15 protein-coding genes and 2 pseudogenes are annotated in these 21,666 nt (G+C 48.3%); 12 read left to right on the top strand and 5 right to left on the bottom strand.

The genetic code is table 11. The annotated features are described in order from the left end of the window. Positions 1-2: 2 nt before the first annotated feature. A pseudogene (locus BH714_RS24295) lies at positions 3-104 on the bottom strand (hypothetical protein); the annotation flags it as partial. Positions 105-108: 4 nt separating this feature from the next. Between BH714_RS24295 and BH714_RS07370 the strand changes: the two are divergent. Then, positions 109-693: pseudogene (locus tag BH714_RS07370) on the top strand (substrate binding domain-containing protein); the annotation flags it as partial. 49 nt (positions 694-742) lie between these two features. On the opposite strand, the gene BH714_RS07365 reads toward BH714_RS07370, so the two are convergent. Continuing rightward, complete coding sequence (locus tag BH714_RS07365) at positions 743-1,204, bottom strand: hypothetical protein (RefSeq protein WP_236918396.1); 462 nt, start codon at positions 1,202-1,204, stop codon at positions 743-745. A gap of 138 nt (positions 1,205-1,342) precedes the next feature. Beyond that, positions 1,343-2,038, bottom strand: a complete 696-nt coding sequence (locus BH714_RS07360) for a hypothetical protein (RefSeq protein WP_236918402.1) — start codon at positions 2,036-2,038, stop codon at positions 1,343-1,345. Between the two features lie 792 nt (positions 2,039-2,830). On the opposite strand from BH714_RS07360, the gene BH714_RS07355 reads away from it, so the two are divergent. The 6 genes from BH714_RS07355 to BH714_RS24035 all read left to right on the top strand — a co-directional run bounded on the left by BH714_RS07355 (position 2,831) and on the right by BH714_RS24035 (position 10,395). Further along, entirely contained in the window at positions 2,831-3,241 is a 411-nt protein-coding gene (locus tag BH714_RS07355) for a hypothetical protein (protein WP_040017505.1), read from the top strand. 160 nt (positions 3,242-3,401) lie between these two features. Then, a complete protein-coding gene (locus tag BH714_RS07350) occupies positions 3,402-3,791 on the top strand; it encodes a hypothetical protein (protein WP_040017503.1) in 390 nt (129 codons plus the stop codon). Between the two features lie 425 nt (positions 3,792-4,216). Further along, a complete protein-coding gene (locus BH714_RS07345) occupies positions 4,217-6,415 on the top strand; it encodes a hypothetical protein (protein WP_208599396.1) in 2,199 nt (732 codons plus the stop codon). Between the two features lies 1 nt (position 6,416). Then, positions 6,417-8,348: a hypothetical protein gene (locus BH714_RS07340; RefSeq protein WP_040017501.1), complete on the top strand. Its 1,932-nt coding sequence runs from the start codon at positions 6,417-6,419 to the stop codon at positions 8,346-8,348. A gap of 3 nt (positions 8,349-8,351) precedes the next feature. After that, a complete protein-coding gene (locus BH714_RS07335; RefSeq protein WP_040017499.1) occupies positions 8,352-9,329 on the top strand; it encodes a coiled-coil domain-containing protein in 978 nt (325 codons plus the stop codon). 589 nt (positions 9,330-9,918) lie between these two features. Further along, entirely contained in the window at positions 9,919-10,395 is a 477-nt protein-coding gene (locus tag BH714_RS24035; protein WP_061356415.1) for a hypothetical protein, read from the top strand. 101 nt (positions 10,396-10,496) lie between these two features. Here BH714_RS24035 and BH714_RS07330 read toward each other — a convergent pair whose 3' ends face one another. Together BH714_RS07330 and BH714_RS07325 are read right to left on the bottom strand one after the other, a co-directional pair. Next, the gene (locus BH714_RS07330; RefSeq protein ID WP_040017498.1) at positions 10,497-11,417 is read right to left on the bottom strand and encodes an AbiTii domain-containing protein; all 921 of its coding nucleotides are present in this window, start codon (positions 11,415-11,417) and stop codon (positions 10,497-10,499) included. Between the two features lie 245 nt (positions 11,418-11,662). Then, positions 11,663-12,763 (bottom strand): hypothetical protein, encoded by a 1,101-nt coding sequence (locus BH714_RS07325; protein WP_040017497.1) that lies wholly within the window; start codon positions 12,761-12,763, stop codon positions 11,663-11,665. A 398-nt stretch (positions 12,764-13,161) separates the two neighbouring features. On the opposite strand from BH714_RS07325, the gene BH714_RS07315 reads away from it, so the two are divergent. The 5 genes from BH714_RS07315 to BH714_RS07295 all read left to right on the top strand — a co-directional run bounded on the left by BH714_RS07315 (position 13,162) and on the right by BH714_RS07295 (position 21,660). Further along, complete coding sequence (locus BH714_RS07315; RefSeq protein ID WP_040017496.1) at positions 13,162-13,764, top strand: site-specific integrase; 603 nt, start codon at positions 13,162-13,164, stop codon at positions 13,762-13,764. A gap of 208 nt (positions 13,765-13,972) precedes the next feature. After that, complete coding sequence (locus BH714_RS24290; protein WP_236918395.1) at positions 13,973-15,340, top strand: HNH endonuclease signature motif containing protein; 1,368 nt, start codon at positions 13,973-13,975, stop codon at positions 15,338-15,340. Positions 15,341-16,000: 660 nt separating this feature from the next. Further along, positions 16,001-18,388, top strand: a complete 2,388-nt coding sequence (locus BH714_RS07305) for an ABC-three component system protein (protein ID WP_040017493.1) — start codon at positions 16,001-16,003, stop codon at positions 18,386-18,388. After that, positions 18,381-18,926, top strand: coding sequence for a hypothetical protein (locus BH714_RS07300; RefSeq protein ID WP_040017492.1), 546 nt, complete (start codon positions 18,381-18,383; stop codon positions 18,924-18,926). Before BH714_RS07305 ends, BH714_RS07300 begins: the two co-directional genes overlap by 8 nt. Then, positions 18,919-21,660 carry an AAA family ATPase gene (locus BH714_RS07295; protein ID WP_236918394.1) on the top strand — a complete coding sequence of 914 codons (2,742 nt, stop codon included), beginning with the start codon at positions 18,919-18,921 and terminating at the stop codon, positions 21,658-21,660. Before BH714_RS07300 ends, BH714_RS07295 begins: the two co-directional genes overlap by 8 nt. Positions 21,661-21,666 lie beyond the last annotated feature (6 nt).

Below are 21,666 nucleotides of genomic sequence, written 5' to 3'. Positions count from 1 at the left end.
GGCTACCGCGTCCACACCTGCTTAACGTCTTTGGTATGCGGCGTATTTTGCGCCATAACCCCCGTCAGAAAGTGGGGCTGATAGCATTCTTCCAGATAGCGGATCGCCTTGTTAATTCTCAAGCCTGCAATGGCCGCGTTCTGTCAGCAATACCCAAGGATTCAACTGGAAATTTCGGTCTTCGACGGTACCGTGAATATTATCGAGGAGCGTTTTGACCTGGGGATTCGTTTTGGCGATATTCTGGAGGGTGGGGTGGTAGCACGGCCGTTAATGAAACCGTTTCGTGAAGGGTTATACGCATCCTCTGCCTATCTCGCTGAACAGGGTATGCCTGAGGTGCCGGCAGATCTCAGTCATCACCGATTGATTGGTTACCGTTTTATCACTAACAACCGCATCCTTCCGTTGATCCTGAACGATCGCGGAGAACAGTTAACCGTTGAGATGCCCGGACAGTTAATCAGCAACGATATTGATGTTATGGCAGACGGAATTCGTAACGGACTGGGAATTGGGCGCTTGTTCGAACCCATCTGGCGGTTACAGCCAGATCGGGAACAATTTGTACCTGTGATGGAGAGATTCTGGAAAACCTATCCGCCAGTGTATCTCTATTACCCGAAAAACGCGGGGAAAACGAAAAGGGTGAAAACCCTGATTGATTTTCTGATCTCCGCGACCGAGCGATAAGGTTGCGCAGTCACAGGGCGAAGTCCCGCCAGTAGTGGCGGGAATGTGTTTAACGCTGCATGTTATTGCGTGTCTGGCGGATTTGCTGGCGCCAGGCGCGGTTATGAAGGGTAAATAGCAGCATCTTATAGAAGGAAGGAGATCGTATACAGAAACCGCTGAGCAGCAACATGACAACACTCACCAGTGCGGCTGTTAAATTGACGCCTGGCCAGATGGTGCCGCTCAGAGCCGCAATCAGATAAACGACCGTTAGCAGAAGGCTTATGAATGCCAGAGAAAGATGTACCCGCACGGCGCGAATACTGCCTTTACCCATCATAAACATCGTCAGACCGTTGATGCCGGCGAACAGAAGGGCAATCAGCACTACCCACACAAATACCTTTTCTGCCGGCTGATTGAGTACGGCGAATACGCCGTAGCCCAACCATAGCTGCGGAATAGCAAAACTGACAATCACCCCGAGGGTGCTGATTGCCGCAGGGATACCCATAGTATGTAGCCCCACGGGCTTACCCATCTGCTGGACCAACTGCGTTTTCAGTTCTTGCAACTGTGAAGCGTTGGCATTGTTTATACGTACCGCTATGTCGTTACAGTGTTGTAGACGACGGGATAGCTCTTTAAGCATTTGAATACTCTACGCTTAATTTGGGGAAAATGACTGTAATAGTCCTACCACATAGCGCCCAGACTTGACTGTGTTCTGTGGATTTCGAATGGTGCCCGTGAGTGAACTACCAACAAATGCCGAGGCATTGGTTACCGCATTAACCAACTCACGCTGCAGTGATTTTTGCAATGATTCGCTGGGGAATCGTTTCGGATAAACACCTGCACGAATTGCAGCCTTAACTCCGGAACTGGAGATGCCAGGATTCTGAGCTTTGATGATTTCTTCTGTAATTCGTTTTCTCTCAGCACGACTAAGGCTCTGGAACCAAGTTATAACTTTACTTGAGGAAGCCGCTTTCATCAGCTTGTAAGTTTCTAATGTACCTTTCAGTGCCGTTCCAGCAGCAGCCAGCGAAATAACATCCAAGACTGTAGAAGTGGCAATATACCAGTCCTGGCTGTCCAGCCAGGCAACATCGGATCCGTGATCGTTATTAATAGCCAGCAGTCTGCCAGCTCCAATCATGCACTGCGCACCGGTCGCGAGTGCACCTGATAGACTAATTGCAGCTATTACCCCGGATCCTCCCGCAGTCATTGGTACTGCCGCACCGGCACCAAACGCCATGACCAACGTTACGATCATCGCACCACAGGCAAAACCAGAATAGGTAGGAATTAGAAAAGGGTAGGATTGCGTAATGAGTGTTGCCCAAGAATGGATCATAATAGTCAATTTAACTATTCTGGGTTTACGGGTGCTACATAACTAAATCTATAATCAAAAAATTTTGCAATATCCTGTATTAAAATAACTTTATTCATGAAACAATCAAAATCACACAGTTATGAACTCAGTTTGAGTTCATAACTGTGTGAAAATCGGGCCATAATTTATACAAAATTGCGATTGTTTGTTCATGAGCCTGCTTTTCTGATTTCGTGATTAATATCACATTTTTATTTAGGCCCGCTTATCGCTCAAAGCGGCCATATCAAATGGATGCATGACAGGATTGGTTAGTAGCAGGAAGAGGACGTTTGGGCATCTGGCCCACATGAACAGCGCGTCTTTGTCCGGAGCATTTGCTGATGTTGGTGACGCCTTTGAAATGCAGCGTGAACCACAGCATGGCCTGCCATTGAATACCTGCTGATTTCTAAACAACTTTATGAGGTTCGATCTGGCGGAAGAGGGCAGAAGGACGTTAAGAAAAGTGACGACTCCACTTCCCAATAAAACGGCAACCAATAATGCTGCATATGTAATCGAAGGAATCTCCCTCGTTTCTTCGTGATAGTGCCAGCATCCACGCCAGCAATGTGTTGGCCATCATCATGGCTATCTTGCCAGGAAAAGCGATAAGTAATTCTCGTTTCTGGTGACATGAAATGTGTAAAAATCACTTTTGCCGAATGAGAGTTACCGCGAGTCTGCGCTGTGGTCCGTGACGCTCTGATTCATCCGCTCTGTAAGACAGTGACTATCCCTCCGATTCATCATAAACAAGGAAAGACCATGTTCGGATTCTTTAAAAAGAAAAAACCTGACGCTGCGCCCGGGCAGGGTTCCCGACTGACGGCGCAACAGTTTATCGCGCTGACGCTGAGTGATGAAAAGCTGTCAATGCCTGTGTATCTGCCGGGGATCCGCAGTGAGGCCGAATGCGACGAACTGGGTTTATGGCCACTCATCTACATCTGGAATGTGGATCGTGCCGCTGGCACGTTCAGCCTTTCTGTTAACGGTAAAGCCATCGCCCACCTCCTTGAGCCTTTCGTGCCCCGTGAAGACCAAGCGTATGTCGAAATTCGTGATGAAGCGATGAAGGTTATCGCTGAGGCTTCAACGCAGTCCGTGCTGGCAACCATAGAGAAAACGGGCCTCATGCCCGATGTTTTGTTCGCGTACCACGCTGAGGATGTATAGCAGGAGCAGGGCTAACCGTCAGGGAGTGCGTGAGATTACGCCAGGGATTTTATTAGTCAGTCCTGTCATCCTAATGCTAAATATTCGTCAAGAAATGCTTCAGGTTGCCGAAATATACGATAAGCGTTATTCAAGAACATAACTAAAAGGATGGATCCATATGAAGAAACTGCTGCTTCTTGTTCCGCTCGTGTTTGCTGCTCCGGTACTGGCTTCTGAAGTGACGGTGGGTCAGGTTTGCAAGGCTGTTTCTGCGGCAATGTTCGGTCGTGACCTCAAAATCATGCGGCTGGATAAAGTCGAGTCAGGTATTGCTTACGTACATTATATCCGACATAACGATGGAACCCGCTGGGCCATCAAGTGCAAACTTATCGGCAATCAAGTGATGTGGGCATCTGACAATCCTGACAGCACCGGTCGCTGGCGGGATGATCCTGCAGACAGCACGGTCAGATATGCTGTTGAGGGTAAAAAAATCATTATTACTGAGGCCTACAGCGACGGTTCCAGCAGCTCCAATTCTTATCCGTTGAAGCAACTACAGTGACTACACACAAGCTTCTAAATATAGCCTGTGAGCGACTGGTCCCTTCAGGGCGCATTTGACTATGCTGATGAGACCTTTGACGTGTGCCAGGAGCGGACTTTACTAACGCCGCTGATGTATTAATCCATGAAGAGCAGGTCATATTTTTAATATAAATTGACTGGTGCGCTAATTATTACAGGAACATCACCGATACATATTACCGCTTCCATTGCTTTTTTAAGCGCGTGTACATTTGTACGACTGGTGGCTGTGCCGGTGACCTTTTCCGAAACTGTCGTGGATGCTGCTGGGACAAAAGGTTCTTTGAAAGGGACGTTACTCACTCCAACTTCAAAACCAACCGCCGTTGTTCTTATCGTACCAGGCTACGGGCCGACCGATAAGGATGGATAATTAAGACCTGCTGAGGATAAGAAATGCCAATGGAATCACCTGAAATTCAGCTCAAGGCTCTGAATAATGCTTTGCGTCGTTTACGTGGGGCCTGTTCCGCACTTGACGGTGAGGAGCTTGATGAAAAATTACTTGAGGTCATGCGACGACTGCTGCTTGCTGAGGTGCTCGCCGATACCTGGATCGTGGCGATAGGCGGCTCGCAAGGGGCGGGTAAAACGACGCTGATGGCGAGCCTGTATAACCTGCATCATGACAATAGCGGCTGGTTACGCAGTAATGAAGGACGCGGCGAGAAAATGCCGGTACTGATCCTCGAGAGTCGTGAGACTAAAGTAGCGCAGGGTTATGTCCGCCGCCTGGTCGAAACTGGAAATGGTTTGACGCTGGATGATATCGACGTCGACGTCAACGAGTTTCAGCGCGCGGTCTGCGATCCTGATGCCGGGGATTTACTGCCGATACTGAAGGTACCGCAGCGTTATTTTACCCGCAATAACCAGGCCTGGTTACTGCTTCCTGGTTATGAAAAACAAGAGCGTGAAAATCGTGAGTGGCAGGAACTGATGCGTCAGGCGATGATAGCGGCAGGCGGTTGTATTATCGTGACCGATGAGACGCGACTGGCAAACCAGCAGCAGCTCGAAATCGTCAAAGATATGCTGGAAAAAGAGCTTAAGAATTGTAAACCTTATATTGTTATCTCCAAGACAGAAGCGTTTCGCAACAATCCGCAACGTCAAGCTGAATTAAGAAAAAGCGCGGCCGAAACCTTCAATGTCGCTGCCGAATATGCCGATAACAACATTATTTTAACCGGCACCGACGATCCGGAATACGTAACAGAATGGATGCCGCACCTTCGTCGGGCCATTGACGACCTTAACTTTTCCGGACAAACCAACCGTTATCTCCAGTTAACCCACCTTACTGGGATTGTTAGTAAGGATCTGCCGCGCGTCATGAATATGATCCGTACCCAGTCACGTCTGTATTACCACAGTGATAAAGGCGGCCAGGACGATGGCAGCCAGGTGCTGGCCGAAGCTCTGGAAGTGTTTGACACTGCCGTGCAGGAACTGCGGGAGGAGCATACCAAAAAGGTAAAAATGTGCATCGCTAAAACTTTTGAGGCGGCGAAGGCTAATATGGACCGTAGGCTGGTCAAGGAGCATGAGGGATTTGCCAACTGGATATCGAATGCATTTGATACCACCAGTGAGACAAAAGGCAAATTGCAGCAACTGGTTCAGGATTCATGGCAGGACGCATCAGCTGATTTCTTCGACGACTATGTGAACAGTCTGCAACAATTGACGGCGGCGAAACTCAAGCCCATTCCAAACGGCAACGATCGCCCAAACTTGCCTGCATCACCGAAGCTGGAGAAGCTGGTAGCACTTGGCTATATGAATAGCGCCGGGCAGCCCGTGCAACACGAACAGCTGGATGCGGAAAAAATAAGTAATATCAAAATGTTGCTAAATCATGGTGCCACGTCGAATGCGGAAAACATCCCAGTGGTGAATAAACAGCTGAGGAAGAGCGTGGAATTGATCCCGGTGCTCTCGCTAGAGTACACCCGCCTTGTGTACGCCATGCCTGAGATTTGCAAAGAGCTGCGGCCCTACGTAACGCTTGAGCAGGACGATGGCGAGACATCCGCGGGTAACGTCGCGGCAGAAGGGGTTCAAACTCTCAACGCAGGGGTTGATCTTGGCAAGACCGCAATAAAATCACTGGCCGCGGTGCTGGTGATTGACGTTGTCAGCGATGGCGATTCCGATATCCTCGGCGCGCTCTTTGGCCAGGATAAGCCTTCTGCTGACCCGACGGGTTCACCTCTTCCCCCCGCACCGGTGATGATGCATCCTGCTGCCGTTGCGGTAACAGCCGTTGTGGCGGCGGCCTACGTGACCGCGGCTGCAGTAACGCGAATGCGTACTTTTGAGAAAAAAGCGAGCAGCCAGGCACACGTCATGCTTGCCAGTGTTCATGACCACCATATTGAGCATTTACGCAATCAATTCGATGACACGATGAGCGCGGCGCGTAAGCGGATTAGCGAAACGTTACGTGCGCGTTATCACATGGACGAAATGCTGATGCGCAAGGATCGGCTCGCGAAAGCCATCGCCGATGTGAATGCCCTTATCGACGACCTGCGCAATGAGCTGGGTTCATCGGCTACGGGCCTGCAAGTATTAATCACCAGCCGTGGTGAGTGAGATGACGTCCGGGAAAGTTATTGATTATTGGCAGCGGTTAGAGTCACGGCAGTCGGAGTGGGCTTTTCGCGCCTACGATCGGCTGATTAAGACATTAAGTCATGACGTTCAGGAAAGGATACAACTTAAGGAAAGCGATGCCGAACCGTACGTGGTCATATTTGGTAAGACGCAGGTCGGCAAAACCACCTTACTGCTCGACCTGATGGATATCGATCTGCAGCAGATGGCAACGCTATCGCACGTGCTACGCGGCGGGCGGGAAGCCGGAAAATCATCCACCGCCACCGCCATGGAATATCGTCGTTCAACGGACCAGCGCTGGGGATTGTTTGTGCAATCGAAAACGCACTGGTTTGCCTCTGACGACGATATGACAGAGACCTTAGCGCAGCTCAGAAAGCAGATGGAACGGGGTGAACTGGTTGTTGATTCTCCCTGTATTGTGCATATTCCAAGGCGTTTTTTCAGGATAAAAACTTCGGGAGCGCCTGGCGTGCGTATTCTGGATCTGCCTGGTGATAATCCCGCCAATATGGAAGAGCAAAAGCATGTAAATCACATGGCGAAGACCTATCTTCCCTTCGCTGATTTGGTCCTGCTGATTGGTCGTGGCGACGATTTGAGCTTCCTGCTGCCACAGGTTATCACCCTGCCGGGTATTGAGGACTGGCAGGCGATGCCGCATCGGTTTCGTATAGTGACGACCTATTCTTACTCAGCGCAGTCGGTGAAGACGCTGATTCGCAACGATCCGGCTATCGATATCGCGCAGTTACGTCAGCGCCTTATTGAACAGATTGAACGCTTTAGCAACCTGAGCGACGCGGCGAAAGATCGGAACCTCTACTTTCCGCTCGAGTTTGGCAGCAGTTGGCTGAGTATGGCCGAAAACGATACCGCCCTTTACGCCCGGGTTGCCCCCATGGTCAGCCACTTGCGTAGCGAACTGTTGGAACAAATTGCAACATCGACAAGCCCACTCGGACGGCTGCGAAGTACCCTGGATACCCACCTCAGCGTTAAATATATCCAGGAGGAAAAAACGGCGGCAATCGAAAGAGAACTGCTGGGGCTAAAAAAACAGCAACAAGAGACAAAAGATAAACTGACGGTTTGGAAAAACGCTATTACTCAGACGCAACAGAAATTAAAAGAAACGGAGAGGTTATTAAAAGATAACGGTTTACCTGTCAGCCGACGGCTTATCGATAAAGCTGCGGAAGAGGCCGCAAACTTTAAATTGAAGGGAAGTTACAGCAGTGAAAAATGTACCACTTTACATAGCATAATCGCCGACTATTGCTCTAAAATTAAAAATATCCAGCTGGATGTGAAAAATAAGACGGTCTACTGGCAAAAAGTGGCCCGTAACAAAGTTGAACCTACGAGACAGGCGGTTCAGGATATTCTTGATGAAAACTTCAGTGCTATTCGCTATAGGCTCAATGACTACTGGATCGACACCTATCTTAGTTCTGCGAATTATTTATCGGATAAAAACAGTGTCATCCATGCCGCTGATAATGCCAAAGTGGAAGTCATTCAGTTGTGGACCTCACAATGGATGGCTGCCGCAGAGAACGTCCATAATCAATACAAAAGCGAACTCACCAAAGATGGGGTAATTCTCGAGGAGTTGCGGGTAGAGCAGAATAAATCCCTTCAGAAACAGATATCACTTAAGCAACAGGCCGTATCGTGCGAAGACGAGTTAAAGAGAATTGCTGTTGAATCACAAGAGGATCTTGTCCGCTGCGAGCAGTTTGTTCACTTTCTTGATGAAGAGTATCTCAAAACATTAAGTACGCGTCTGGATTCAGTCTTTCAGGAACGTGATGATTGTGATGCGTTATTACAAGTTTTCTCCTGCGTTGCGTTGAAAAATCAGCGGGAAGATTTAATGAATTTAACTGAAAAGTATTCTGGATAAGGCATGAACGTGACCAGTGAAATAAAAAATAAAGAAAAATCGCTCGCCGAGTTAATGGTAAAAATACTCAAGGAGCCGCTCAACCCCCTTGAGAGTTCGTTAAAAAAACTCAACACAGAGGTTCTGGACACCAAAGATAAGGTTGAAGAAATCAATGATGCCATTAATGCGGTAGGTGCAAACACCGAAGAAATCATTAATCCACTGAAAAAATCGTTACGTGAGCTGCAAGACGACGATGTCCCTGGGGCGATAAGTAAGCTGAGAGATTTTATTTCGACGCAGGTTGAAGAAAAAAAACAGAATATTAGTGCCGCGCTTAGCCAACAATCGGCACACTATGATAGCCAGCTGAAAGCCGCGACCGGTGAGGTCTTTGAAAAACTGTCGGATGTTCTTGGCCAGCAAAATGAGAGTGTCCAGGCAGCAATACAGCAGTATCAGCAAACGGGTATCGACAGTGCTGAGGCCTTATTGCAGCAACTGCTGAATGCTAACCGCTTCCTGGAGGAAACCTGCGCTGCGAATGCCAGCGAGCAACAGTCGACACGAGAGCGTGACCAGCGGTTGGCTGAACGGCTGGAAAGTATCATGCAGGCCCAACAGCAAATAAAGCAGTCGATAAGCGAACTTGACCAGCAGCTCAAGGGCGTGAGCCAAGGAGTGCAAACGACGCGAACCATGCTCGCGGAACGGCAGGAAAGCGATCGGAGGCAAGTGTTAAGCAGCCTTGAAACGTTGTCTTCCGACGTCCCGGCAGCACTGGTGCAGCATTTGACCCCACTAACCCAGGCAATTGAGTCTCTGCAAACCAGCCAGCAGGCGTTGACCGAGGCAGTGAGCCAGCAAAAGAGCTATCTGGAGGCGCAAAGTGCCGCAAGTCAGGGTAGATTCCGCTACGTTGTCATCTTTTTTGCCCTGTTTGCTACCTCAACGCTAGCTTATATCGGCTATGACATCTGGAAAAATTTAACTCCCTGACAGGGCGAAATTGCGTTGCGTCTAACACTTTTTTCAGGACATCATTTCGACCTGACTGGCGATGAGCGTATCCACTTTACTCTGTACTGGAATCAGCAGATCGACACTGGTCTCCGGTACATGGAAGGAGATGGTGAGGTCGTAGCGCGCTTCAGAATCATCGCGTTCCAGAGCGCATCGTGTTATCCCCTAACACTGCTTCCAGGCAAGCGATTTGGTTGTTGGGAAGGGAAGGGCAAAGCTTGTAGGAGCTATATCTTAGTTGCCAGAGCCTTGAGCGCGGGAGTCCGCTTTGTGCCAGGAGCGGACGTTTACTCATGAATGGAATAAAGCCTAATACCAAGAATTGTGATAAACACAATCTGGTCGGGCAACATAGGGATGTTTAGTATTGAAATTATTACTGAGTGATTATAGCCGTTTTATCTAGATAGCTAAATTTACGTAATGTGGCAAATCTGGTAGTAGTGCATTCCAAACGATCGTAGTATTATCTATAACATCCTAACTCAAATGGACACTTCTACTTTTCGAGACTTAGTAGTTAAAAAATAGTCTAATTATCTAAATTATCACTAGGAGGCCGAAATTGTTTTTAGAAATAATTGGTGGTTTAGCAAGTGTCGCATCCATCTCGGGCATCACAGCTAAAGAGTTGATTCCATTTATATCTGATCCGGATAAGAAACTGTTTGAGAAATATTTCAGTTATCTTGAAGGTAAAAAGGTTTTAACTGCACCATTCGATTCAGAGGTTTCCCAAGCAGTAATCAAAAGTTTAGAATCAATCAAAGATAAAACAGAGCAACTAAGATTGGACATAAAATCCAAGCAAGCGCAACATTTAATATTAGATTTAATCCACACTCTAAGTCAAAATTTAATGTTATTATATAAGCATCAAAATTCGACAGATGAAGTACTTTTTTATAAATCTTTGCAAAAAGTACGAGTTAAATTTGCAAGAGTATTATCTTTATTATGTTTTACGTATGAAGTCGATTTATCAAATCAACAAACTGATTTAGCTAGATTGGTGTTGGAACATGCTTACCGAGTAAGATAAAATTACACGGCTAAATCTTCATAATGGGGCACTAACTACTTTGGAATGAACATTTAGCTTTACTATACATATAAATATGGCCGCAAAATGCGGCCCATGACTTACTGCAAACCATAGTATTTCAGTGCAGCCTCCGTCAGAACTTTGGTTGCAACTGCCATCCCGACTTTCCAAGTCCCATCGGCAGCTTTTCTTATATTTGATGCAATCCAATTTTTTGCACCTTCCCCAAAAGGTTCTTCAGAACTTGATGGTGTTTCAGACGCTACAATCAGTGAGAAATCACGCGCATCTTCTTCAGAAATACCTGAATCTTTCAGATAGTTTGCTACCGATTCTTTATTGTGTGATTGTATGCTTACATTAATAGTTGATTCGCTGCCACTAGAGATGGCATTGCCAACGTTACCATAAATTATTTGTTGTGTTATTTGCTGTGCTTTTGATGCATTATCTTTATCCATACCTTGAGTACCAAAAGTGATGTGTGCTGCTGCGGGAATTGATTTTTCAAATTCAATTGTTAATTCAAGAACTCTATTGCGAACGGCTTGTGAAATTTCTGATAGTGACACTACTGAAATATTTCCAGAGATATCATTACAAGCATAATCTTCATATATCTTCCCTTGTAGAAGAAGGATTAAATTTGACGCATTAATCCCCAAAGAACCACCTTTTGCGCTAACTTTAACAAGTTCGTCAACAGCAGCAATGCTCTCTCTGACGGAGTAGTTATTCCAGCTATCATTTGCAAACGTTTTTATTAATATTGGTGGGATAGGCGCATTTTTTATACCAGAGCCAAAAGGGCCAGAAAACGTGCCTTTATAAGTTACTCCTACTATTCTGTAATCGGGAAGCACAGCATCCTGAGGATAGCCTTCCGATTCATGTTTGACCCATTCTTCTAAATCGTTACTTCCTAATCTTGCTGCCAAGAGTCGGAGTTTGAGCAGTATTGGACCCAAGCTTGATCCATCTTGAACCACAGACTCTTGAATCTGATGTAGCAGGGACATTGACCATCTCCGTATTAAAACCTATTTTGCCAGTTTAAATGTATAAGCAATCGACATAAAGTACTATGCCTAGTAAAACATCAGCCTGAAACGGTTAACCGGACAACACCATTCCCACACTATCCCGAGGATGTTATGTCCGCTCTTCGCTCTCAGCGGACCTTCAGCTCAGTGATATCGTCCGCTCTGTGCCAGGAGCGGACTGTCCAACCCATCCCTGAAGAGCCTAGATTATGTATGGTAATTCAGTCATCAAAATAACGTTGGTCACCATCACAAAATTCACATCCTCGGATATGGCTCAGTTCAGGAACGCTATCGCTCAGGTGACCGCAACAACCACATACATGAAGCTCGGTGTAATAGATGAAACACTGAGTGCAAAGATAGCCGTCTCCAAATTTACATACGCTTTCAGGAGTCATGCAATTGGTACATCCAGCAGGAAATACGGAGAGTAGCTGTTCATCCACACTGTGGAACAACTCCTCATCCAGCAGTTTATACCTATCCGAAGTGTAGTCGCAGTGTTCGCATTCAAAATCACTATCTCCCTCAGGTAGCAATTGAGGTATTTCGCAGTCTGGACAAACTAGGGTAATTTGCCTTACAGCACTGGTGCAAACCTTACACCGCGTAACTTCAAGCTTACGGTTTTCATTACCGGTCGTTTCAGTCCATGTTACCGTCGCATGCTGATGGCACTCATTGCAGTTACCGATTTGAATATTCTTTTCAGAGAGCTGCTCGAGTTCAGGCTTAACCTGTTTAAACCGCACCTCGGCATAAAATTTGTTTCCCCTAATCAGACGAGTTTCACCGAAAGCCAGCTTCCAATTATGTTTGACACCGAAGATAACTTTCCATTCATCCCTTAATAACCGGTTCAGGGCAAACCAGGCGTCAGCTTGTTCTTTGAGTATTTGACGTTGTTCAGCCTCGGTGAAAGTGGGGTGGTAGAAATGAACTACGCGGTTGCGGTGCTTTCTGACCTTATCAAAAGCACTGTCCGTTTCTCTGTCTAGGGGTCTTTCAAGTACGTCCTTAAGCCTTTCACGGGTTTCTTCGTAGGTCACCGACTGAAAATCACCGGCTAGGTAAGCCTGCTTTTTTATTGGCTTTTTCGGGCTGCAGACCAACGACCAGTGTTCGTGCGCCAGCGGAACTTTCAGTAAAATCTCGACCGCAGTCCAGAAACTGACGACGGAGAACTTCGGCTTCGAGGCCTCCAACTCTTCACGGGCTTTATCCAGAAAATCCAGACCATTGTTGATCAGCGCCTGCACATCCTGACTGAGTTCACGGGGGTCGGGAGTATCGGGTGCAGTATCGTCAACATCGAACATCATTATCTCCTTTAATCAGCTTCCACCACGCAGTTGCTACAGCGCGTTAGTTGTATCCAGTGTAAACTGGACTTGGTAGCTGGCAGCCACATCGAGCGCAAAAAACCGTAAATTAACTTCTGTAGACTCGTACTTTTCGTGACCCATGTGTACCCGCAGGATCTTCGGGTGCACGTGACCATAAAGCAGGTGCCTACCAAAGCTGTGGCGATTCAGATCCCTAAACTGATGGGGTCCCAAAAAGTATTCCATAGCAAGTGTAAGTATCCCTAAAATCTGCACTATTCTCTTTTTATAAATCCTCTGACATGTGAATTAGATTACCCTAAAGTGAGCTTCCGCGCCTCGCTCATAAGGACAACCATATTCAAATCTCCCACATTGCAGGAGATTTGAGTATGAACACGTCACCGTGGAACAAAGACCGTATCATAGGCCAAAAAAGACCACTTCAGATATCTCATATCTGGGGTATCCGAATCCGACTTGAACTGGAAGGTAAAACGCGCGATTTAGCTCTGTTCAACATGGCCTTGGACAGTAAGCTTCGAGGCTGTGATCTAGTCAAACTCAAAGTATCTGATGTTGCATATGGTAGCTCTGTTTCAAGCAGAGCTACGGTTCTACAACAGAAAACCGGCAGCCCTGTCCAATTTGAGATAACCAAAGGGACAAGAGAAGCTGTTTCTGCATTGATAAAGCTTGGCAATTTACGCAGTAAAGACTATTTGTTCCGATCTCGGGTCGGTACTAACCAACACATATCAACCCGGCAATACAACCGAATTTTTCATAGGTGGGTAGCAAAACTTGGTCTCGAAGATTCGCTTTACAGTACACATTCCTTGAGAAGAACAAAACCTTACCTGATTTACAAGAAAACTAAGAATCTCAGGGTGATCCAACTTCTGTTAGGCCATAAGAAACTGGAAAGCACAGTCCGTTATCTGGGCATTGAAGTCGATGATGCGTTAGAGATCTCTGAATCGATTGAAGTCTAAGGTTGCCAGGGCTGCAACAGCAGTCCTGTGCCAGAGGCGGAAGTTGTCGTTTTCGGACAATTTAATTGCTCGGCCTCAAAATTATTTTGGTAAATAGGTTGGATACTATCAGTAAAAGCCTTGGTCTATTATTCCCATGCTGGTCACCAAACTTCTAACCAAAGCACTCAAGTAGTAGCCCAGTTTGATAATGTAAAAGAGAGACAATATGCCTATTGAAGTCCGTGGACACCTAATCGTGTCTCCCTTTACCTTTGTGTGTGATGGTAAGCTTTACCGCAGCTCAAATGCAAAGGGCTGGACCAATATTCAGGATCAGTTCGGTTACTCGGTGTTTGGTCGCTACCAAAATGCTTGGCGTGTGCGTAACGTTCCTTGTACGTCTAATCGTGATAGTGAGCTAACGCGTGGCTTCCGTGCGGCCCTGATGCGCCAGACTGGCCTTAACTACTCTCAGATTGATAACTACATCAATGATCAGGTTAGAAAGGGTAATCAGGTGTTGGTTGAAGGAAATAGCGTGAAAGTCTACAACGGCAAGACCACGGTTAAAGTTTCTGGTTTCTCAAATGATATTCCAACCGTTCCAGCAACCACGCCTGTGCCCGTAAAGACGAAGAAAAACAAGACCGAGGGCATGGCCGTACATTTCGCTATGCTTCGTAGTAAAGGAGTCCCCCTTGGTGACGAACAGGCATTTCATGACTGGTACAAGCAGAATCCCAAACAGTCTAAAGGCAAGCCGCTGATTGATGCTATTAAGCTCTGGGGAAATCTGACCGCGGAGGCTGTCGCTCAGCCCGAACCGGAGGTCATGGCCGCAATAGAACCTACCTCCGTGATTAAGTCTGCGAAGGTGAAAAAGCCAATTGCGGAAAACAATATTGCCGTGGGATATCGCAGAAACGGGGTACCAGAGGAACACCTAGAGGCATATCACGACTGGTATTCGAAGCAAGCGGATAAGTATCACGGTATGAAACTCGCTGAGGTAGTTGACATTTGGAAAGCCGAAACTAACTTGGCCAAAGCCCCCCCTGCGCTCGTTATTTTGGATATTCCCGTGCCGCAACTTTGTCTGCCTGCCCCAACGCCAGAATCTCTAGCTGCAGACAAAGTACAAAAAGCGAAGTCGGCCAGAGCTACCCATAAATACCGTGAGCGCAAAAAGCGCAAGCTTGTGGAAGATCGCGATCACGAAGAAGATGTGCCTTTCTATGGGCACCGCCGTCGTAATCAGGCGCAGTTTCGTGCAGATGTAGCCACTAACTGTAACGATCGCTGCGTTGCTACAGGTGCCAGTATAATCCGCTGTGAAGCTGCTCACTTGGTGCAGCATGCTCGTAAAGGTGGGGCCAGCTTTAAAAATGGATTATTACTACGTGCAGACCTACACAGCCTGTTTGATATGGGCGCAATGGCGATTGACCCAGAACAGCTTACTATGCACTTCACCTCAGAAGTTCTAGCCTCTGACCCAGATCTGTGGAAACTTGAAGCGATGAAAATTCGTCCGACCGATAAGCCGATTAAAGTTGAGAATCTTTTGAAACGCTGGGAAGATTTCAATAAATAACTGAGACAGACGCTGATGAATAGAAATGCAGTTATCAAATAATGATGACCTTCTCCTCAGTGATTTTGTCTATTAAAGCTAGACTATTCTCTGTAGGAAATATGTCTGCTCTTCGCTCACAGCGGACCTTCAGCTCAGTTGTCTGGTCCGCTCCGTGCCAAAAGCAGACATTGATAACATTGAAATATGTTAATTGATAGGGAGCAGGTCAATAACGATTTCTGATGACTTATTCCCTTGTGAGCTGGATTCGTGAGCCGTTCTCGCCAGCCTTATTTGCCTGGAGGGAGAAGCTGAAAGGTCAGTCGCGCCGCCCGGGCCCTCACAGGTTTTAACCTGAATGCGCTCCAACGTATAGATTTAACATTGGGCAACTGCGAATCTCGCAAGGATCTGCCAGCCACGCGCCTGAAATTCTTGAAGCTAACGCTTAAGCACATCCCCTTCTGATTCAGCAGGTTGCAGCAAGTGTATTTTTGAATCCGGATCTCATCCATTCGGGATAGCCCTGCCAGGCATTAAAACATGGCGTGCGTTAAATACCTGTTACTGATGGCGATGAAATTTTTAGCATTTCAGGTTTTGTGCCCGACTCAATTGGGAGTAAAGTGCCTTAAAATGATACAAAAAATATTGACTACGTTGTCTAAGGGATGGTGAATGGACGCCTGTATTCATATTTACAGCGATGAAGACGATGTTCGGGAGAGAGCGCGGGCTCACGACAACGCTCGGGATATTTATGCTCATGACTGCGGACAGTTGCCTTTTGGCACGCTTGACCCCAGAGCATTCGAATTAATCGTCCGGGATTTATTTGATGAGAAAAAGGTTGAGGCGACCTGGGACTGGTATGACACTGCCTTTCGGATAAACGATGGTTCCGATAACGGTATAGACGTTCAACTGATGAAAGACCGAGTGATTGCGGGCATCGTACAATGTAAACGGTACAGTTCGAAAGCGTTTACCATGCCAGAAGTTCGCGATGAGTGGATAAAAATCTGCCTGCGCAGTCTGGTGATAAGTGATTTGCTTCCTCCTGACGGTCTCCCATTCCGCTATATTCTCGTAGTTTCTGATAACGTTAACGGCGAAACACATCAGTATTTCCAGCGAAACTCTACTGCGCTGGCCGATCTTATCGGACGAAAAACGGATTACCTCAAAGCACTGGTTGCCGTCCGGGACAAATATGCGTTGCTCAGAAAATCCCCGCTGCTTAAGGAAAAAACCGGACAGGCATTATATGACATGGTGTATCCGCAGTTTGAGCGACTGAATATTGAGCTTTACACCCGTGAATCGCTCTCGCCACTTGTGCGTGCGTCCGACAACCTCATGAGCATCTATTTTCGCCGTGAAGTGTATTTTTCTCAACAGAGCGTTCTGGATTTTTTCCGGGAGGTTTATCCAGAGGGCGCTATTGCGGCGGATGTACGCGCCATGCATGCAGAAAACGTTTATACCCATTACGGAAATGAAAACCTGTTATCCGCAGGCCGGCTGAACGCATTTATTTTTCCTGCGGGTGAAAGACTTTCTGTGCGTATGCTGGGCGAATTCCTAAAAGATAAAATGCCCGAGGTGGCCGGAAACTATCCGGTCATGCTGGTCTGCCCTGCGAATGCTTTTGACCCTGCTGACCAGTGCTCCATTGATGCGCTTATCAGTGAATGTCAGGGCACCGTTATTTTACAGGCAGGCTGCGGCATCGTGCCCGGTACCATGCTAAACACCTGGAAAAACGACGGCTGGCTTTCTGCTGACAGCGAGGGCCTTTACCCGGGAAGGGCTCAGTATCAGGCGGGCTGGTGCTGGGTAAAGTCCGGTGTAGGCGATATTCACCGCTTTATTTTACTGGAAACCTGCGACTGCGATGCCGCGCTGAGTTATGCAGGGCGCGCGCTTCGCCTGGCGTTTAATGATGTGAATCTCTGGCCCGTTCTGAACACCGATTATTACACTCCGGCCGGTTCTTCCGGCACGGTACTGGATGACCGTCTCTCTCTGAGCATTGCTGATGACGGTCACCGGCGACCCAACGTCCTTCTGGTCTCATCATCCTGTGCGCTGACACAGGAGCATTTTAACGCACAAATCCGCCGTTTTGAGAGCCTACGGCAGAAGCGTTTTCTAGGGGTCATTTTCTGCCATCAGTCACAAGTGGAGATTACGGACGGCATACGTTATGCCTCAGGAATTTACCCAGCCAGTGCAGGTGATGATCTTTTGCACGCCGATAACGGGCCGATTCCGGCCCTGTTAATCCGGGATAAGAGCGTGACCTCTGCGATGTTTTGTCTTCGGTTTAATTCGGCGGGTGATGAATTTACCGCGACATCCTCTTACATGTGGCAATGGCACAATGGGTGTTTTTACGAGGTAGCCGATGGTATACAACTTGAGCTTCAGCGGGTGCTGCTGGATCCCTTCACTGATCCCCCGCAATTCCTTGTACAGGAGGGGGTGAATGCATTTCGGCATGCGCTGGTGACATGTGCCCCTCCCTATGCCGGCTATTTTGTTCATTATGCACTGAGCGGGCCCAGGTCCTATGTCTATCCGCAGGTGAACACATTCCTTCAACAGCGCCGGGGCATTCGTAAAGTGATCAGAGCGCTAAGCTACCTTTCAATGCACCCCAGCCTCAGCTGGAACGGTAATCATGCCGTGACGGGGCATCTTTTATGGAACGGTGTGGGGACACCTGAGTCCGTGATGGGATGGTTACCTGATGAAATGAGTGACACGCAGGTTGACGCCATACTGACCCAATGGATACAGGATGGGGGGGAGCATTGCGACCTGAGCGTGTTTGCTGATGTGGAAGAGGACCTACCTTCACACGGTCGTTCAATCCGACAGGATCTAACTCGCGCCAATATTGCTGAACCTGCGGCGGAGGCTGACTCCTTCGCTGCGCCACGTTCAACGCGCAGAGCCTGGCTTTTCCCCCTTAATCCTCTGCTCAGCCGGACGCGAAATGACGATCTGGCTGAGCTTGAGTGCTATCTGAGCAATTTATGGACGGTAAAAAATGGATAGTTTGATTGCTGAATTTGAAACAAAAGCAGCCTTTGCCGGATTCTTCAGGAAAACATTTCCGGCAGAATACCTTGAGGGTTTGTCTGAAGGCAGTCTTTACTGGGAATCCGAATATGCATGCATGCTGCTGTGGCCTTTAAACGCGAAACCTGACCAGATGGAAAGAGAATTGATCGTCAGCGAAAGGATTGCGGACGCTATGGCCCGGACTCGTGAAGGCACGGGTAGGGTCATTGATGCAAGCGTAATATATGCGATGCCGTCAGTTCACTGTGTCCCTGACGGCATGATTACAGATATTGAGCAGAATACCCGTCTGGTCAGAAAGCATTTCGTGTGGATGGAAAATGGGGAGTGGAAACGCATCGGTCGCGTCACAATGCTGGGGCTTGCCCCGCTGGAGCAGCGGGGAATCTCTGCCGTAGACCTTAGGGTCACAGGCAGCACGCAAGCGCTTCTGGCTGAATTTGAGTCGGGAAATTCCCCGCGTGCTATCGCCCTGAACCATGGAAGTAAGTGGGAGAGCAGCGATGTATAATCTTCAGATATTAAACGTGACGATCAGCCGTTTTAGGGGAATACCCGGAAAGGTGACCATTCCGCTTAACTCGGGACTGACCGTTATTTATGCCGCAAATGGTACGGGAAAAAGCACGCTTTGTCAGGCGGTGGAGTGGTTACTGACGGGCATATTACCTGACGTTTCAGAAAGTTCGCTGACCTGTAAGTGGGGGGATGGAGAAACCTTTGTTGCCGCAGACTGCATTATCAACGGTCAGCAGTATCGGCTAACGCGCACGCTGAAGGGACTGGAGAAGTCCGACGGACAGGTCATCACTCAATGCAACACCCTGTCTCTTCTTAGCCTACTCTCTCCGAAGGAAATTGGTGCGGGCAAGAACCGTCCCCAGGCGGTTCTGACAAAGCAGGCCTGGCTTCGCAATAGCCGGTGGCTTTATTCTAATGCCTTATCCCTGCTGGTCGATGAATCGCAAGCCGAACAGCGTTCACAGGTCTTTGCCAACATTCTGGGGTACGGACATCTCATACCTCTACAGCAGTCCATCAACAGTTATCTCCAGTATCTGCCCGGTGTCAGCCAGTTGACACAGCGGCTAGACCGTCTCCGGGAAGAGCTCCGCGCCGTCAATGAGGCTGAAAAAGTAAATGAACCTGCGTCAGATGCGGCTGAGCTGATTTCGCAGCTTGCCGTCAGTCTGAATTCCGGGTTGGACAAGTCAAATCATGAAACCTTCCTTCAACGTGCGCAAACGGATATAGCGGAATACAGACGTGAGACGGAAAATTATGGAGCCATCTGTCTTGATGTTTCAGCCCGGTGGGAAGCCTTTGAGCATGCATCCGGAGAGGAGCAGCAGTTACGCACCCGAATCCTTGTGCATCGCACCGCATGGCAGGATGCCAACCAGAAGCATCAACATGCCGGGGAGCAAAAACTGCGTGACGACGGTCAGGTTCGGGAACTAGACACGCGGCTGAAATGGATGGCTGCGCAAGGATCCCTGGCGCAGGATTATGCTCAGATAATGCAGCAGGCGGGTGTCAGCGCAAATCACCGTTTCACGGATACGCAGCTGCTTGAAAACTACTTTGAAAAGGGTATCCCGTCAGGCGCGTTGCAGGGCTATCACGAAGAACTGAGTCGCTACCTGGATGTGGCACGCAGTGTGTATATTTCAGGACAGGCTCGTGAGGAATGGCAGTCTCGTATCAGGCGCGTGTCGCGGGATGAGGTTGTCGCGTTACGTGTTAAAGAACAACAGGCAGCGGATGAACTTAAGCGGATGACATACTCGGTCAGGGCTCTGGATGATCAGACCGCTGAACTGCACGCACTGGGATTGCAGCTTGTCAGTCAGGTACAGGGGAGCTGTTGTCCGCTCTGCACGCATGACTGGGTTAAAAATGAACGTTTATTAACTGCGTTACGTACGGCCCGCGACAGGCTTTCTCCTGAAGCACAGGCGCTGAATGTGCAGCTTGAGCAAATGCGCAGTGATTATGCGGGCATGGAAGAGAAGCTCAGGGAAAAGGAAGGCTTATTGCGTGATGCAGACGCCTTTTCAGCATCCCTTGCCGCAGCGGAGAGCAAGCTCAGTGAGGCATTTAGGGCGCATTGCAATAGTGTCTTTTTTGAGGAGAGCGGAATAACTTCATCTTCACCCGAACAGTTATCTCAGTTTATCGCTCACTTGGACCTGTCTGCACGTTATGCAGCGTTCAGGGAGAGGCTACTTGCCGCGGAAGCATTTCTAAAGACGGATACAGACGCAGTGGTCGAATTATCTGTCTACGACCGGTGCCAGTCTGTGCAGTCTTCGCTGGCGAAGATGAAGGATGATACTGACATTGCCCTCAAGACGGCGCGGCTGGCGCAGCAGGTATCCGAAATGGGGCTGAAGCAGACCGGGGAAGACGTCTCTAATAGCCTGCAACAAATAACGGCTGCAGAAGCGCAGCTTGTTGCTGTCCTTGCTGACCTTCAGTTCATCCAGACTCAGTGGAGAAAAGTCAGTGCTGCAGACCTGACAAAAGCGAATCTGCTCCAGTGTGAAGAGGCACATGCAAGCATGCAGAACCGCCTGAATCATTTGGAGACGCTATATGCACTGGCTCAGACGGCCGTGGATCTGCACAGGACTATTTCACGCGCGGGAACGCTTCGCACCAGCATTGAGACGCTTGAGCGCAGGATAGATGAACACACACGCAGAAAGCGGGAAGGTGAGCAGGCCCGTGATGAGCTAGCATCCGAAATCGAACGTCTGACCAGCCTCAGTCTTAAGAATCTCATCGAACCTGCTTCGGAGATGTTTTCACGAATGCATGCCAATGAAGTTTACGACGGACTGAAAGTGGCAAAAGACGGCAAGCTGAGATGGAGGGCACTGACAGGTGAAAAAGCGGATGATGAACTTATTACGCAGGATTATTTCAGCCAGGGGCAGCGGCAGGATCTTGCACTGTCCCTATATCTTGCCAGAGCAAGGACCCTGGGCGGCACCTTCTTTCTTGATGAGCCTGTCGCTCACCTGGATGATATGAACCGGGTGGCTATGACGGATATTTTCAGGATGCTGACGATGCAGGAGAAGGGGCTTGGGTTAGTGCTGACGACGGCAAGCGACCCGCTGAGGCGCCACCTGAGACAAAAATTCTCGGCCCTCTCAGGCGATCGTGCATTGCTGAGCATTATCACCATGAACGGTAACCCTCGCCAGGGCGTCTCCTTTGACATTGAGCAGTATTAACACTGA

Source organism: Enterobacter ludwigii (assembly GCF_001750725.1).
Classification (GTDB): Bacteria; Pseudomonadota; Gammaproteobacteria; order Enterobacterales; family Enterobacteriaceae; genus Enterobacter; species Enterobacter ludwigii.
The sequence above is the reverse complement of the archived record's forward strand: the minus strand, read 5'-3'. Positions and strand labels throughout refer to the sequence as shown.